Here is a 14679-nt window from a genome sequence, read left to right on the forward strand (position 1 = left end):
AATACTGCCGTTTCCGCTCGACTTGCATGTGTTAGGCCTGCCGCCAGCGTTCAATCTAATACTGCCGTTTCCGCTCGACTTGCATGTGTTAGGCCTGCCGCCAGCGTTCAATCTGAGCCATGATCAAACTCTTCAATTAAAGTTTTGGTGTTTGCTTTTCCTAAGAAAAGACAAACGGCTCGATAAATACTGTTTTGTTCGTCTCTTGCGAGACAAACGAATTGACTGTGCCGAACAACGTAAACGTTGTTTCGTATTGGTCACTCAGTTCATCGAATAAATCTTTTTGTCTATTCTCAACGAGTGCCCACACAGATTGCATAGGTCAAATTGTTAAAGAGCATTGACTGTGCGAAGCTGCGCTTCGCTTGGCCAGGGCTGCGTATCTTACGCGCCTCACCGTTAAAGTCAAGAAGAAATTTTATTTTTTATTTTCAACCCTCAGGCTGGGAATAAAACTTCTTTTTGACTCCCCTAACGCTTGGCGTTAAGTGGACGGCTATCTTAATCTTTTAAAAACTCACGTCAAGCGTTTATTTTTATTTGATTTTTTACTTCTACATGGCGCTGAGCGCTTGCCCTGTGTGCCGTGTCGATGTGGGGCGTAGTATAGCGACACAGATCACACTGACAAGGGTTTTTTACGTTTTTTATTTCGACTGGGCAATAATCCACCTAAAATGATGAATAACCAGCGTTTTGAAACATTCTTGATACGTGGTATTTACTGAGAGGTAACGCTGGCCTGTTTTCTTGGTCCTTTTCATGACATGCATTGCCTATTTGTTGTTCATGTCATCACTTTTAATTGCTCTATTTTTAATAATGCTTATGAAATCACCAGTCAATTTTGCACTAATTATCTGTATCGCCGTACTCGGCGCCATTATCGTCAACCTGATGGGGGTCAGTTCACCTGCCATTGCATTCGCTGCAGGCGCAATCGTCAGCGGACTGGCTTGCCTCTACCTTCCTCTCCCCGATTTTAAACCAGCGACACAGGATGCCCCTGCACCACATAGCGCGAACAACGACGAGGAAGAATCACCTCAGAGTAAAACCTTGTATGTGGGTAACCTACCTTATCGCGCCAATGAAAATGATGTCCGTACACTGTTTAGCGAACATGGCGAGGTTTTTGCCGTTCGGCTGATGAAGGATAAACGCACCGGCAAACGTCGAGGCTTTGGTTTCGTGGTGATGGCCGCTGCGCATGCCGAGGATGCCATCAACGCCCTGAATAACAATGTATACGGCGAGCGGACACTTAAAGTCCGTGAAGCGAACGAACCAAAAAAGCAGGCGAATAGCTAACGCGCGTCAATCCTATCGACTGTATATAGTCGGATAGCGCGTCAGCCTTAATCGGTGTTGCCGTTGCGTAAGCGTGATTGTCTGATGTTGTCGCGGTAACACTGGATAAGTTCAGTGTCGCCGTCAGTGAGACGATGCGGCGCGCGATTGCAGTGCCTGAATCAATCAAACACACTGACTCACCCAATACTTGTTGGATTTCATCTCGCAATAAGGGGAAATGCGTACATCCCAGCACCAACGTATCGATGGTGGCTGTAAACGGCGCTAAGATTGCCGTTAAGTCCTCTTGATTAACGGCCTCGCCTCGTAACTTTCGCTCTGCCATATGCACCAAAGCTGTAGTACCTACCGACACCATATGACAGCCTTTGGCGTAATCGGCAATCAACTGCTTCGTATAAGGACGAGCAACGGTGGCAGGTGTGGCCAGCAAACCTATCGTTTTATGCTGACTTTGCGCCGCTGCCGGTTTGATCGCCGGCACCACGCCGACAACCGGAATCGCTAACTGTTCACGTAACTGCGGCAGTACCAGCGTCGAGGCGGTATTACATGCGATGACGACAATATCAATATCATGCTGCATACATACCGCGCTCACCAAAGCAGTCACACGAGTGATGAGTTGGGTATCGTCCAGCTCACCGTATGGGAAAGCTGCGTTATCGAACAAATAGGTGTAGTTAGCGTCAGGAAGCAGCTCTCGCACCGACTGATAAATCGATAAGCCCCCCACACCGGAGTCGAAGATCAATATATTGGGCTGCGCCATGGGACACCCATTCAATAAAAAACGCCCTTATCATAACGATAAAGGCGTGATTAAAGCTAGTTTCACCATAAAAGCAAACGCTAGTACTGATAGTCCAGCGTCATAAAGTAGCCGCGTTCGGCCGCAGGATAACCACCCGCAGTCTCGTACTCTTTATCGAACACATTATCGACTTTGCCTTTCACGGTCAGGTTATCGGTCGCCTGATAAGAGGCAGTAACCGTCCACAGACTATAGCTTCCCAGCATCTTTCCACCGGAATAATCCAGACGTTCACTTTGATACTGCCACTGAGTACCGAGCTGCAGTCGCTCCCATTGGTAGGATGCATCCCACTTCGCTATCCGTTTAGCGCGACGTGCGAGCTGCTCGCCTGTTTTCTCATTTTTAGGATCTTTATATTCTAACGATATGCGATTATTTAAAGAGTGGACATCAAAGTTAGCAATAAACTCAACGCCTTCGATCTTAGCTTCACCCACGTTTTGGTTCTGACCATTGGGGTAACTACCTGCATACTGAATGAGATTATCAATGCGATTGATATAGCCTGTAAGTGACCAATCAACGTCAGCCGTCACGCCACGAAGAGCAAACTCGGTATTGGACGATTCCTCCGGCTTGAGCGTTGCATTGCCGCCCCATCCGTAAAGCTCAGTCAGACCGGGTGCCTTAAAAGCGGTGCCGTAGCTAGCGACCAATTGATACCCTTCCGCTATCGCAAAACCCGCGCTTGTCTGCCAAGTCGTATGCTGCCCGTATTGTTCGTTATCGTCCGAACGTGCGCTTGCCTCAATAGATAGTGCCTCTACTGGGCTAAATTGCGTTAAAAGGTAAGTGCCCAGGTTATCACGCGGATTGATTGCAATATCATCGGGGTTGGTAATCAAGCTTCCTTCATTAAAGGTGTCTTGTCGATAATCCACACCACCGCCAAGCAGCCAATCATTCGTGGCTTGATACTGGAGTCCCAACGAGGTAGTGACTTGCTCAACATCTGAAGTTTTATTGTTTTTACGGTCACTGCCAAGGCTGTAGTCATAGTTTTCTTGTTGGGAGATTTCTGCGCTGAGTGTTGCACTCCAGGCATCAGAGCGATAATTCAGCGTGCTGGCCAGTGCTTGGCTTTCTAACCAGCCATGTTTTAAGCTACCAAAATTATCGTAATCGTACTCATTCTGGTACCAGCGCCCCGTGATATCAGCCGACCAAGCAGCGTTCCATTGATAATTGTATCCAAGTTGTGTATTGCGACCAGTAAAGCCATGCTGGTCTCCACGGTTACTCGCCTTTGGGTGAACATTATATCCATCATTCGACTCATACCCAGCAATGCCTGAGAAGTGACCCTTATCGCCTAACTTTGTTGCCCAAGCGCCGTTAATCGCATGATGATCCAAACTGCCCATGGTTACGGAAACATTGGCTCGCTCTTTATCGGTTTTAGTGATGATATTGATCACACCACCGATCGCGCTCGACCCATAGAGTGTGGCGCGTGCGCCACGAATAACCTCAATACGCTCGATACTGTTCACCGGGATCTGATTAAAATCCACCGACCCTGTGATGGACGAGGCCATACGCACCCCATCAATTAGGACCAAAGAGTGGTCTGATTCCGTGCCGCGCATAAAAATAGAGGCAATTTGTCCACGACCTCCGTTTTGAGCAATTTCAATACTCGGCACCGAGCGCAATACATCGACAAGGCTTCGCGCCTGCAAGCGCGCAATGTCTTGACGTGTCAAAATGGCTGCGGATTGCAATACTGAGGCATCGGACTGCGCAAACCGACTGGCGGTCACCACCACCGTTTCGGTATTTTGCTCGGCCCACGCGCTCGCGGGGAGTAATGACGCCGCCACCAGGCTCGCCACAATTGGTTTGTTCATGGGTTATTCCTTCCTATCGCGAGAATATGCAGCACTGTGCTGCGGGGCGGGCTGTATTCGGACTTAAGAGCATGGCTTGCGCCGCCTACTGCTAACGACTTCCCATCACCTATCCAAAGAATTGGCGACAGTGTCTGGCCTAGTGCCGAGTTAGGGTCGTTCTCTGATACCGCTGCGCGTCAGTTGCGGATTCTCACCGCATTCCTGCGATTACGGCCTGTTTGCTCGCTAATCGCTTACCCGCCCAAGGATAGTAGCCATCTAGATGGATATTGTCCATTGATAACCTTATAGAATAACGGAGAATCGTGAGCAAGGCTGGACATAGCTGGGGATTTGTCTAAAATCTGCGCTCATTTTCCAATCGCTGAGGCAGCCATCATGACCAAGGCCCAATCAACCGTTGACTACGACACACAGCTTGCTGAGAAAGTCCAACGACTCACGGAACAACTCGCACCGTTTCACGCGCCTGAGCTCGAAGTGTTTCATTCGCCAGAGACGCATTATCGGATGCGCGCGGAATTTCGGGTATGGCATGAGGGGGATGATCTTTACTACATCATGTTTGACCCGGCGACTAAACAAAAATATCGCGTTGATACCTTTCCCGTGGCGAGCCGCTTAATCAACGACTTGATGCCGCTCTTACTCGAAGCAATTAAACCCAACGAGACCTTGCGCCGCAAACTGTTCCAAGTGGACTTTTTGTCAACCCAAAGTGGCGAGATCTTGGTGTCGTTACTGTACCACCGCCAACTAGATGAAGCGTGGGAGCAGGCCGCCCAAGCACTGAAGCAACGCCTCAATGATGAAGGCTTTAACCTCAACTTGATTGGCCGTGCGCGTAAGCAAAAAAAAGTACTAGACCGCGATTACGTACTAGAAAAGGTACAGGCTGATGGCCAAACCTTGGTGTACCAGCAAATTGAAAACAGTTTTACCCAGCCCAATGGCCCAGTGGCGCAAAAAATGCTGGATTGGGCGATTGATTGTACCCGAGATAGCGAGGGCGATTTGCTGGAACTGTATTGCGGTAACGGCAACTTCTCACTGGCGCTGGCAAAAAACTTCCGTCGAGTCTTAGCCACCGAGCTTGCCAAGCCCTCGGTACAATCGGCGCAATACAATATTGCCGCCAATCATATCGATAACGTGCAAATCGTTCGTATGTCAGCCGAAGAGTTTACCCAAGCGATTAATGGTGAGCGTGAGTTCCGTCGCTTACAAGACCAAGGCGTGACGCTGAGTGATTATCAGTGCAACACCATTTTTGTCGATCCACCCCGCGCGGGCATGGATGATGAAACCTGCAAAATGGTGCAAGGCTACGATCGTATTTTGTATATTTCATGCAATCCGGAAACCTTGGTCGAGAATTTACAACGCTTAGGCCAAACCCACCGGATTAGTCGTTGTGCCCTGTTCGATCAATTCCCGTTCACTCACCATACCGAAGCGGGTGTGTGGTTAGAGCGCCTATAAAACCGCTAAAGCCAGAAACAAAAAAGGCGTCGCTCGCGAAAGGGACGCCTTTTTTTTGTTTTTAGCCCTGGTGATTAGGAATCAGAGGCCGTCTCTGCAGTCTGTTTGCGACTGAAAAAGCCCAACTTATGCCCAATCCAGAAGGCTAACGCCATTGAGACCAAGATCGAGAAGAAGTTACCGCCCAGCTCTGGTATTTGCATGCGAATAAAGGCGGAATAGCCAAATGCCCCCACCAGGAAACACGCAAAGGCAATCAGCGGTGTGTCTTCTGTCAGTGGCTGTCGTTCATGCAATTGATAACAAGCATGTATGGCCAGTACAAATGCGAGAATGGGGAAGATCGAAAACGCCACGCCACTGAAAAAGACGGTGGCTAGCGTTGCACTTCCACAAATGCCAGTGACTAGCGCCAGCAATAAGAATTTACGTTCTGATTTGACTTGCTCGTGTTCCATGTTTTCACCTGTTTATGACAGTTTTTCCTGTAAGGCTCGCCGCTCACGGTCTTTACGGTACCAGTAAGCTCCCTTGGCTATCATGCGCAATTGTAACACCATTCGCTCCGCCAATTCTGCGCGTGCGTGCGGGTCGAGATCAAGGGCCTCAGCCCCCATATTGAAGACTAAAATCACACACGCCTCAGATTGATTGTACGCTTCTTCATACGTGAGCTGTGTGCGAGACTGTAAATACTCGGTTAACTCCGCAACAAAATGTTGAATTTCTCGCGCGACCGCAGCACGAAACGCAGCGGATGTACCTGACCGTTCACGGAGCAACAATCGAAACACATTCGGACTACTTTCAATAAATTCCATAAAGGTTTCGACGGAAGTACGTACCACACTGCCTTCCGCAGCGATACGTTGACGCGCTTGGCGCATCAGTTGGCGCAATAACAAGCCCCCTTCATCGACCATGGTTAAACCGAGCTCATCCATGTCTTTGAAGTGACGATAAAACGAAGTCGGTGCTATACCTGCCTCACGGGCCACTTCGCGCAAACTTAAGCCTGAGAAACTGCGCTCAGCACTGAGTTGGCTAAACGCCGCATCAATGACAGATCGACGCGTTTTTTCTTTTTGTTCTGCTCGAATCCCCATCATATCCAACTCATGGTCACCATGGTGTCACTATACGCAATTTTTATCGGCAAATCAGCCAGCCTACATCACGCGCGAACGCCAATTTCACCAGAGATTGGGCACCGAAAGTTAACCTTACGGATAATAAGCGTTAAACTAGTCATAAATGGATGTTGCAATAATGAAAATAAGGTCTGAGCCCTATGAGCAAGTCGAGTCCCCACCCAAAAGATCACTTTGACGCGATCGTTATTGGTAGCGGCCCTGGCGGTGAAGGGGCCGCGATGGGTTTGTCAAAAGCAGGCAAACGCGTCGCGGTGATTGAGCGCGAAAACACGGTTGGCGGCGGATGTACCCATTGGGGCACGATTCCCTCCAAAGCGCTGCGCCACACGGTTAGCCGGATCATCGAATTTAATCAAAGTCCGATTTATACCCAAAACACCAAGAGCCTACACAGTACGTTTGCACAAATTCTAAGTCATGCCGATTCAGTGATTGGCAAGCAAACGCGCATGCGCCAAGGCTTTTACGACCGCAACCAATGTACCTTGTTACATGGGAGTGCCACATTTATTGATGCACACACATTAGCGGTTCATCATAGTGATGGCAGCGCTGATACCTACACGGCCGATCACTTTGTGATAGCCACCGGCTCTCGCCCTTATCAACCGGCAGATGTTGATTTTGCTCACCCTCGTATTTACGACAGTGATTCAATTTTGTCGCTTGAGCACGACCCTCGTCATGTCATCATTTATGGTGCGGGGGTCATTGGCAGTGAATATGCCTCGATTTTTCGCGGGTTAGGGGTGAAGGTCGATTTAATCAATACACGAGATCGCTTGCTCTCCTTTTTGGATAACGAAATCTCTGATGCCTTGTCCTATCACTTTGGCAGTAGCGGCGTCATGATCCGTAACGATGAGACCTATGCAAACATTGAAGGCACGGAAGATGGGGTGATCGTCCATCTTGAGTCAGGCAAAAAAATGAAAGCCGATTGTTTGCTCTATGCCAACGGACGCGCGGGCAATACCGACAAACTTAATCTTCAATCCGTCGGGCTGACACCGAATTCTCGCGGTCAACTTGATGTCGATAGCGAAAGCTATGCCACTGAGGTCGGTCACATCTACGCGGTCGGTGATGTCATTGGTTATCCAAGTTTAGCGAGTGCTGCCTACGACCAAGGCCGTGTGGTGGCTGAAGCCATCTGCCAAGGCAATGCCAATGTGCGGCTGATTGAACATATTCCAACTGGGATCTATACCATTCCGGAGATCAGTTCAGTGGGGAAAACCGAGCAGGAGCTCACTGCAGAGAAAGTCCCTTACGAAGTAGGCCGATCGCTTTTTAAACACCTAGCACGAGCACAAATTGCAGGGATGGATGTCGGTAGCTTAAAGATACTGTTTCACCGTGAAACACGCGAGATCCTTGGCATCCATTGCTTTGGTGAACGTGCCTCGGAAATCATTCACATTGGCCAAGCGATTTTCGAGCAAAAAGGTGAGGCAAATACCATCGATTATTTTGTCAACACCACCTTCAATTATCCCACCATGGCAGAAGCCTATCGGGTGGCGGCGCTTAATGGGCTCAATCGCTTGTTCTAGCGGCTTTGTTCTTATCCATGCAAAACGGCACCGAGAGCGGTGCCGTTGACTGTATTATCAAACACCTGCGGTGTCTCTAGCGACGTAAAATAGATGACCACGCTAGCGACTCATCACCAAGAACAATAAAGTTTGGATTTTGCAGTGAATCCCGCTCGTTATACGACAAAGGGTCAAGCTCTGTGCTGAGGATCCGTCCACCTGCTTGCTCGACGATGCATTGCGTCGCGGCGGTGTCCCACTCACCGGTCGGTCCTAAACGCAGATAACAATCTACCGCCCCTTCCGCCACTAAACAGGCTTTCAGTGCGGCTGAGCCCAAAGGGATCAAATCGTAATTAATTTCAGGCGCTAGTTTTTCCGTCACCGCATGAATATCTTGTCGACGACTGATCGCAATGGATAACGAGGTAATCGCTTCGTCGCGCTTCATGGTCGAGATGCGATGCATATCGCCATCAGGGGTGATTTTCCACGCCCCTTTATCTTGGCACGCATAATAGGTCACACCCGATACAGGCGCATAGACCACGCCCATCACCGGATGGTTGTTTTCCACCAGCGCAATGATAGTGGCAAAATCGCCACTGCCAGCGATAAATTCTTGGGTACCATCCAGTGGATCAATCAGCCAATAGCGCTGCCATTGTTGGCGATCACTGAAGGGTACACCGCAATCTTCTTCCGACAATACCGGAATATCAGGCGTCAACGCAGTGAGTTTTTCCGTAATCAGCTTGTGGGCAGCTAAATCGGCGCTGGTCACCGGCGTTTGATCACTTTTGGTGATCGCTTCAAAATCACCGTCTTGATAAATATCGAGAATAACCTGGCCCGCTGAGCGGGTTATTTCAATCACATCGGGCAACAACTCAGGCAATGCCATGCCTCACCTCTCCGCTTGTAAGTACTTCAGCGCCATCATCAGTGCGGTAATACTGCGCGCTTCACAGAAATCACCATGGGTCAGTAACTCTTCCGCTTGGGCTAACGGCCAGCGAATGATCTCAAGCGGTTCGGGTTCATCACCTTCCAAGCTTTCTGGATACAAATCACGTGCCAACATCAAGGTCATACGGCTGGAAAAGTACGAAGGCGCGAGGACCACCTCTTTCAACGGGATCAATTCGCGCGCGCCCTGGCCAATTTCTTCTTTCAGCTCACGCACCGCCGCTTGCGCAGCCTCTTCACCCGGGTCAATTAAGCCTTTCGGGAATCCCAATTCATAGCGCTCTGTCCCAGCAGCATATTCTCGGACTAATAAGAGATCGCCTGACTCGGTAACCGGCACCATCATTACCGCATTACGGCCTGAGGGTTTCATCCGCTCATAGGTACGTTCAACGCCATTGCTAAACGTGAGCGCTAACGACTCCACCTTAAACAAACGAGAAGCGGCGACGACCTGTTTCGACAGGATTTGAGGAAGTTTACGCTGCGTCATAGTGTGATTTGCCACCCTTTGCTGATAGGCCAATCAGGCCTTGTTAGCCGCGAAAAGAAAAGCGATAGCGGCCTTGTTGATCTGGCGCGCCTAACCAAGATAATGGCGCCTTCATCGGCTCGGGATAGTCAGGCCCCGGCTTTAGCCATCCCGATACAGAGTATCGCCCAGACGGCGTAATTGACAATGAAAACTTATTGCTTAAAGACGCCGACTGCCCCTCGCCGTGCGCGGCAATACCTTGATTTTCGCAGGATAAAGCGGCTTGCGCAGGAATATTTTCTAGCTGCCCCATCGGCAGTTGCAATACTGCATGCTGCCATTGGATTAGCCCTTGCAATTGCTGACACCCTGATTCAGCCAAGATGGCATCGCGCAGCACCAGATCGAGTGTGCCATCAATCGCAACGCCTGGGGGCAGTGCGATAGCGCCTGTTAATAGCTGCGCGGGCGCAGACACCAACGTTTGTGACACCGTCAGTGTCGAGCCGTTAAAACCGAGGTTCCCTTTGCCTCGCAACCCGTCAGGGCTACGTACCTGAATGGCCGCTTCAAACGTCGCGCCGGTGACTAAACGATGCCACTGCACATCCCATTGCACCGGTCCTAGGGTATAATTTTGCCACCGTATTTGTTCGACTTGTCCGTGCCAAACCGTGCCGTCGATTTCACCGATTTGTATCGCATCGGGCAAAGGCGCTAGACGTAATAAAGATGCAGGCGCATGCACCACAACACTGACCACAAAGACAAGCACACACCCTATGCCGAATAAGCCTTTTTTCCACATTGTTTTATCGCTCCAACTGCAGTCGATTCACCTTAACTTTGCCGGCCGTCTCTGTGGCTTCCGTGCTTAAACGCACTACGCGAATACCATGTACACTCGCCAGTTGATCTAACCAGCGGAGGAGTTGGTTAAACGGCAGCGGTTCAACCCCAAGCTGCACGCTATCTTCACCCGGTTGTAAGCGCGTAATCGTGAGGTTAAATTCCCCAGCACTGGCCGCGATGACTTGGTTTAATGGCTGTGTTCGGCTTGCAGAGGCTTGATGACCGCTTCCTGACTGCGCCCGCAGCTGCATGATTTGGGTGCGCTTTTGTTGAACGTCTCGCAACAGGCGCTGCTCGCTGGCTAGCGCGGTATTGGCCTTTTCGGCCTGAGTCTGAAGCGGGGCGATCACTCCCCAGTACAAAAGGCTAACGACCAGCACGCCACCCGCGATCAGTAATAACCGCTGCTCGCGCACACTGATCGCCTGCCACTGGGCTTGAATGCGTGCCATCATGATGGGCTCCTTAACGTAAACTCGCCACTGACTGCGTCGCCACTACGGTTCAGCTGGCCGAGCTCAGTCGCATAATGCTCGCTCAATATTCCTCGTAAACGCTCAAATTGTGCAAAGTCTCGACCTTTGGCGCGTAAAATCAACGCGTCTCGATTACCCTGATAACGCAGCGCCTGGAGCTCCAGGCCAGGCACATCATCCAGCATTGGCGCTAATTGTGCCAACCAAGGCAATAGCGCGGAATCCTGTTGCTGCCCGGCTAGGCGGGCGATTTCAGCGTCCATTTGCCGCACCATATACGAGCGGGTTGGAATGCGTTGGTATTGTGGTAACGTCTCACGAAATAAGGCTTCGCTTTGTGAGCGTAACGCTTGCACCTGTTGCTGGGTGTCACGAAGTGCCAGCCATTGCTCGCCGCCCAACAACGCCATCACCATCACCAATAGTGCGGCGGTGGGGATCAGCGGCTTGAATCGCTGTTTCATCTGGCTTTGCGGCCGATAAGGGCCGGATAATAAATTGGCAGACACCGAGGTACTCTGTGCGGCCAACATACTGATAGTTGGTTCACTTTGCTGCCACTGCACCGGGAAGCCATCGATGGGCAAAGGCGACTCGGTGTGTGCGTCTTGCGCGCCATACACCTGCAGGCTGAGTGTCGATGACTCTGTGTCTGCCGCGCGCTCTCCCTCGGTTTGATTGCCCGACTGTTGCCACCAAGCTTGTGCCCAGAAGGCAAGCCATGCGCGCTGCCCAACCACACCTTGGTGGGGTTGATAGCGGCACAACCACTGATCGGCCAGTGGCGCTAGCGTCAACGTTTGAGGCTGCCAAGGTAAACACAACACATCCGGGATCCACTGGCGAGCATGGATATTGGCCGCATCAAGGGCCTGCTGCCAAGCTTGCATCTGCCGATGAGCTACCACCGCGACCTGAGCGGTGTTTTCTTGGGTGTCGAGCAGGGTGACATGCACCGCCTCAACCTCATCGGCTAATGCTTCTTCCAGTAAATAGGGCACGACTTTGTCTCGTTGCCGGCGCGAGCCAGGCGGTAACGTCACCGAAGTGAGCGTCAGCCAGGTACTGTCCACCAGCACGACCACACGTCTTGTCTGTGCTTGTTCTGTTAATGCTGACAACTGCTGACAGGTGCCGGTCGTCATCACTTGGTTATCGCTGGTACGCACCTGCGCCCAATAAATGGGTTGGCTGGCATCACTGATCCTGATTATCAGTCGCTCGCTCACGCATTCCTCCGAACCGACGGCGTAAAACCGATACTTGGCCGTCGTCTTGATAGTGCAATAATGCCTGGATGTGACGTTGGGCTGAGGCCACGTGCACATCGGCGTGTAATAAAAAGTAATGGCTTGTCACGCTTAAATGCGACATCACTTGCTTGCGCGCCGCCTCATCAAAATCAGTCAGCGTCAGGGTAGCGATAAAATCGTCGACACTTTTCCAACCCGACTCAGGGCGCTCGGTCAGTACCTGTTCTGCCTGTTCAACTGACAGGGCCGGGGTAAACAACGCCGATAGCAATGCAGCCTGTTTGTCCGTTAACGTGTTCACGTTCACCATCAGCTCCGCAGAGGGAATCGCACACAGCTGCGGTGATAACTGGCGAAAGACCTCAGCGTTGACCCCACGAACAGCGCGCCACTCACTGACATCGGCAATCACGGCATCAGCCGTCACGTAAGCGGGACGGACACTCTCGTAGTGAGCATCTTCCGCGCCTAACGATTGATCAAGCTGATTATTTTCATCAATATAATCGCGACTCGCTTGCGCAATCACATCGGCTTGATAACTATCGTCGACCTGGCTACCGATTAAAGCACGCAGTACGCGCACTTCATACGGCACCTCACCGCCTAACGCTGCGCCTCGCAACTGCAAACTATTTAAGTTAAAGCAGGCTTGCGCATCTTGTAAGTAACCACTAACTTTGCCACCTTGAAGCGGAAATGTCCGCGCAGACTGGGCCCAGTCCTGGTTTACATTCACCGTATCACTGTCCGATAAACTTTCGCGTAATACCGCAGAGGCAAGGGCTTCCACCGCGTTGCTGTACCAGTACACTTGCTGAAAATGGAGCTGGTTTTCCGCCCGATGGTAATTGGTAAACAATCGTGACGCCATGCTGCCAGCAATCGCTGTCATCAGCGCCATGATCATCATCACGATAAGAAGCGCCGCGCCTCGCTGTCGGGTCATTGTGCCTCCCGCTGCAGCGGCGCGGGTAACGTTTGCCCCGCCAGCAAATACGTGCGGACTAACCGCCCGTAACGCGGATGAGTAAAGCGTACTTGCACCGCTTTGGGCAAAGCATGGGCCGTGTTATAGCTTTCTTGCCAATTGCCTTCCACGTAAAACCGAAACGTGAGCGCTTTGATATCACTGAGCAAGGTCGCCACCGCTGGCTCATCACCTGCGGCCTGATCCGGATAGCGCCAACGCAGGCGCTCTAAGTGACCGTCCCGTTGTCGGTAGCCAACCGCGACGACTTCACCGCGAGGAAAACGCGCTTGCGGATTAATCCAACCGGTACGCGTAAAACGTATACCCATTTGTTCACTTTGGAGAACATCGCGTCCGGCAATCAGCAGTCGCTCGGTCGGTGTTTGACCGTCGATACGCTGACGACGCGCGGCCATTTGACGAAAGTCACTGTCCATGATCACTAACGCACGTTGCAACCGCTGCAAGGTTTCGCCGACTTCACGCGATTGCACATTGCTGCGTTGTACGGTTTGTAGCACTTGATAAGCCGTCAAGCTGATACTGGCAAATACCACCAACGCCAACAAGACTTCAAGTAACGTAAATCCCTTTTCAGCGCGTCTCGACATACGTCCTCACGGTCACCAATGGGTTATCGCTCTGCTCAGCGGCCGACACCGACAGATCCACCGCTCGCAGTTGGCCGGTTTCGGTCGCCACCGGCGTGAGTTGCCATTGCCATTGCTGACCGGCCATCTCAGTGGTCCCTTGCGTCGCCTTTTCTGGCACGTCAGCCCTGAGCACGACTTCAGCAAGTTGGTTATCCGCCACCATGGCCGCTAAGGTTTTTTGCTCTAAACGCCCTAGCGAACGGGTATGCTGGCCCGTCGCCTTCATGACACTGAGCGCCGCAATGGCAAAAATGGCCACCGCCACCAATACCTCAAGCAAAGTCATGCCCTTTTCGGGGCTTGGCGTCTTGCCATGCATCAGCGGTCCTCCACCCGTTGCCAAGTAAACTGTGCCAGCTCATTGGCTTTAAGCTGCCAAGCGGCCCGGCCATCTACGTCGATTCGTAAGGTAAAAGGGGTGAGTTCACCATTGGGCAATAACCAGATCTGTGGTGGGGCCACGCGCTGTTCACCCTCGTCATCAAACAGGTTCTCAAACAGAGGCTTATCTTCGAACAAGCGGTCTTGTTGCTGCCAACCAAAGCCGTCCATGGTGAGAGAAAACCGGCTTTGCGCTGGCAAGGTCCCTTGGGTTGCCCAGCGTTCACTGCGCACGGGGCGCCACTTGTTTTCCCCCAACGTTAACAGCTGATAATCATGCTCATTGATGCGCACGCCATACGTTCGCCCCTCAAGCCAGCTTTGCTCGGCCCAGAGCTTCATCCGCTGGTGTAACGCTTGCCCCGCTTCTTGCGCGCGGGTATCGGCAGGCTCTGGCCACACCATCACCACACCAGAGGCACTGACAGCGATAATGACCACCACCAGTAAGATCTCCAGGAGGGTAAAACCTGCCGCTTGGCGCAT

The 14679-nt window shown here is 51.5% G+C and carries 17 protein-coding genes and 1 riboswitch; of the genes, 4 read left to right on the forward strand and 13 right to left on the reverse strand.

Annotation, left to right across the window (positions count from 1 at the left end; genetic code table 11):
* Both BZG76_RS15460 and BZG76_RS12825 read left to right on the forward strand, forming a co-directional pair.
* A partial coding sequence (locus BZG76_RS15460; RefSeq protein ID WP_206744404.1) for a hypothetical protein occupies window positions 1-280 on the forward strand: 280 nt, incomplete at its 5' end.
* Window positions 281-831: 551 nt separating this feature from the next.
* Window positions 832-1314: an RNA recognition motif domain-containing protein gene (locus tag BZG76_RS12825; protein WP_077461708.1), complete on the forward strand. Its 483-nt coding sequence runs from the start codon at window positions 832-834 to the stop codon at window positions 1312-1314.
* Here BZG76_RS12825 and murI read toward each other — a convergent pair.
* Window positions 1268-2089, reverse strand: coding sequence for a glutamate racemase (murI, locus tag BZG76_RS12830; protein WP_077461655.1), 822 nt, complete (start codon window positions 2087-2089; stop codon window positions 1268-1270). The genes BZG76_RS12825 and murI overlap by 47 nt on opposite strands.
* An 80-nt stretch (window positions 2090-2169) precedes the next feature.
* Complete coding sequence (locus BZG76_RS12835; RefSeq protein ID WP_077461656.1) at window positions 2170-3984, reverse strand: TonB-dependent receptor domain-containing protein; 1815 nt, start codon at window positions 3982-3984, stop codon at window positions 2170-2172.
* Between the two features lie 32 nt (window positions 3985-4016).
* Window positions 4017-4243: riboswitch (cobalamin riboswitch) on the reverse strand.
* A 122-nt stretch (window positions 4244-4365) separates the two neighbouring features.
* Between BZG76_RS12835 and trmA the strand changes: the two genes are divergently transcribed.
* Entirely contained in the window at window positions 4366-5469 is a 1104-nt protein-coding gene (gene trmA, locus BZG76_RS12840; protein WP_077461657.1) for a tRNA (uridine(54)-C5)-methyltransferase TrmA, read from the forward strand.
* A gap of 74 nt (window positions 5470-5543) precedes the next feature.
* On the opposite strand, the gene BZG76_RS12845 is transcribed toward trmA, so the two are convergent.
* A complete protein-coding gene (locus tag BZG76_RS12845) occupies window positions 5544-5927 on the reverse strand; it encodes a YijD family membrane protein (RefSeq protein ID WP_077461658.1) in 384 nt (127 codons plus the stop codon).
* 12 nt (window positions 5928-5939) lie between these two features.
* On the reverse strand, window positions 5940-6575 hold the full coding sequence (fabR, locus tag BZG76_RS12850; protein ID WP_028569605.1) for an HTH-type transcriptional repressor FabR: 636 nt from the start codon (window positions 6573-6575) through the stop codon (window positions 5940-5942).
* Between the two features lie 185 nt (window positions 6576-6760).
* Here fabR and sthA point away from each other — a divergent pair, with 185 nt between their 5' ends.
* Window positions 6761-8179 (forward strand): Si-specific NAD(P)(+) transhydrogenase, encoded by a 1419-nt coding sequence (gene sthA, locus BZG76_RS12855; RefSeq protein WP_077461659.1) that lies wholly within the window; start codon window positions 6761-6763, stop codon window positions 8177-8179.
* Between the two features lie 76 nt (window positions 8180-8255).
* Here sthA and cysQ read toward each other — a convergent pair whose 3' ends face one another.
* Genes cysQ through gspH form a run of 9 tightly spaced genes read right to left on the reverse strand, consistent with a single transcriptional unit; the run spans window position 8256 to window position 14679 of the window.
* Window positions 8256-9065: a 3'(2'),5'-bisphosphate nucleotidase CysQ gene (gene cysQ / locus BZG76_RS12860; protein WP_077461660.1), complete on the reverse strand. Its 810-nt coding sequence runs from the start codon at window positions 9063-9065 to the stop codon at window positions 8256-8258.
* 3 nt (window positions 9066-9068) lie between these two features.
* Window positions 9069-9623, reverse strand: a complete 555-nt coding sequence (nudE, locus tag BZG76_RS12865; RefSeq protein WP_077461661.1) for an ADP compounds hydrolase NudE — start codon at window positions 9621-9623, stop codon at window positions 9069-9071.
* A 43-nt stretch (window positions 9624-9666) separates the two neighbouring features.
* Window positions 9667-10413 (reverse strand): type II secretion system protein N, encoded by a 747-nt coding sequence (locus BZG76_RS12870; RefSeq protein WP_077461662.1) that lies wholly within the window; start codon window positions 10411-10413, stop codon window positions 9667-9669.
* Window positions 10414-10417: 4 nt separating this feature from the next.
* Window positions 10418-10912 (reverse strand): type II secretion system protein GspM, encoded by a 495-nt coding sequence (gspM, locus tag BZG76_RS12875; RefSeq protein WP_077461663.1) that lies wholly within the window; start codon window positions 10910-10912, stop codon window positions 10418-10420.
* Window positions 10909-12162, reverse strand: coding sequence for a type II secretion system protein GspL (gene gspL / locus BZG76_RS12880; RefSeq protein WP_158011346.1), 1254 nt, complete (start codon window positions 12160-12162; stop codon window positions 10909-10911). Before gspL ends, gspM begins: the two co-directional genes overlap by 4 nt.
* Window positions 12131-13135 carry a type II secretion system minor pseudopilin GspK gene (gspK, locus tag BZG76_RS12885; protein WP_021022561.1) on the reverse strand — a complete coding sequence of 335 codons (1005 nt, stop codon included), beginning with the start codon at window positions 13133-13135 and terminating at the stop codon, window positions 12131-12133. Before gspK ends, gspL begins: the two co-directional genes overlap by 32 nt.
* Window positions 13132-13770, reverse strand: a complete 639-nt coding sequence (gspJ, locus tag BZG76_RS12890) for a type II secretion system minor pseudopilin GspJ (protein ID WP_021022562.1) — start codon at window positions 13768-13770, stop codon at window positions 13132-13134. The genes gspK and gspJ overlap by 4 nt, the downstream gene beginning before the upstream one ends.
* On the reverse strand, window positions 13754-14131 hold the full coding sequence (gene gspI / locus BZG76_RS12895; RefSeq protein ID WP_077461665.1) for a type II secretion system minor pseudopilin GspI: 378 nt from the start codon (window positions 14129-14131) through the stop codon (window positions 13754-13756). The genes gspJ and gspI overlap by 17 nt, the downstream gene beginning before the upstream one ends.
* Window positions 14131-14679, reverse strand: a complete 549-nt coding sequence (gene gspH / locus BZG76_RS12900; protein WP_158011347.1) for a type II secretion system minor pseudopilin GspH — start codon at window positions 14677-14679, stop codon at window positions 14131-14133. Before gspH ends, gspI begins: the two co-directional genes overlap by 1 nt.

It is taken from the genome of Salinivibrio sp. AR647, from assembly GCF_001995415.1.
GTDB lineage: Bacteria > Pseudomonadota > Gammaproteobacteria > Enterobacterales > Vibrionaceae > Salinivibrio > Salinivibrio costicola.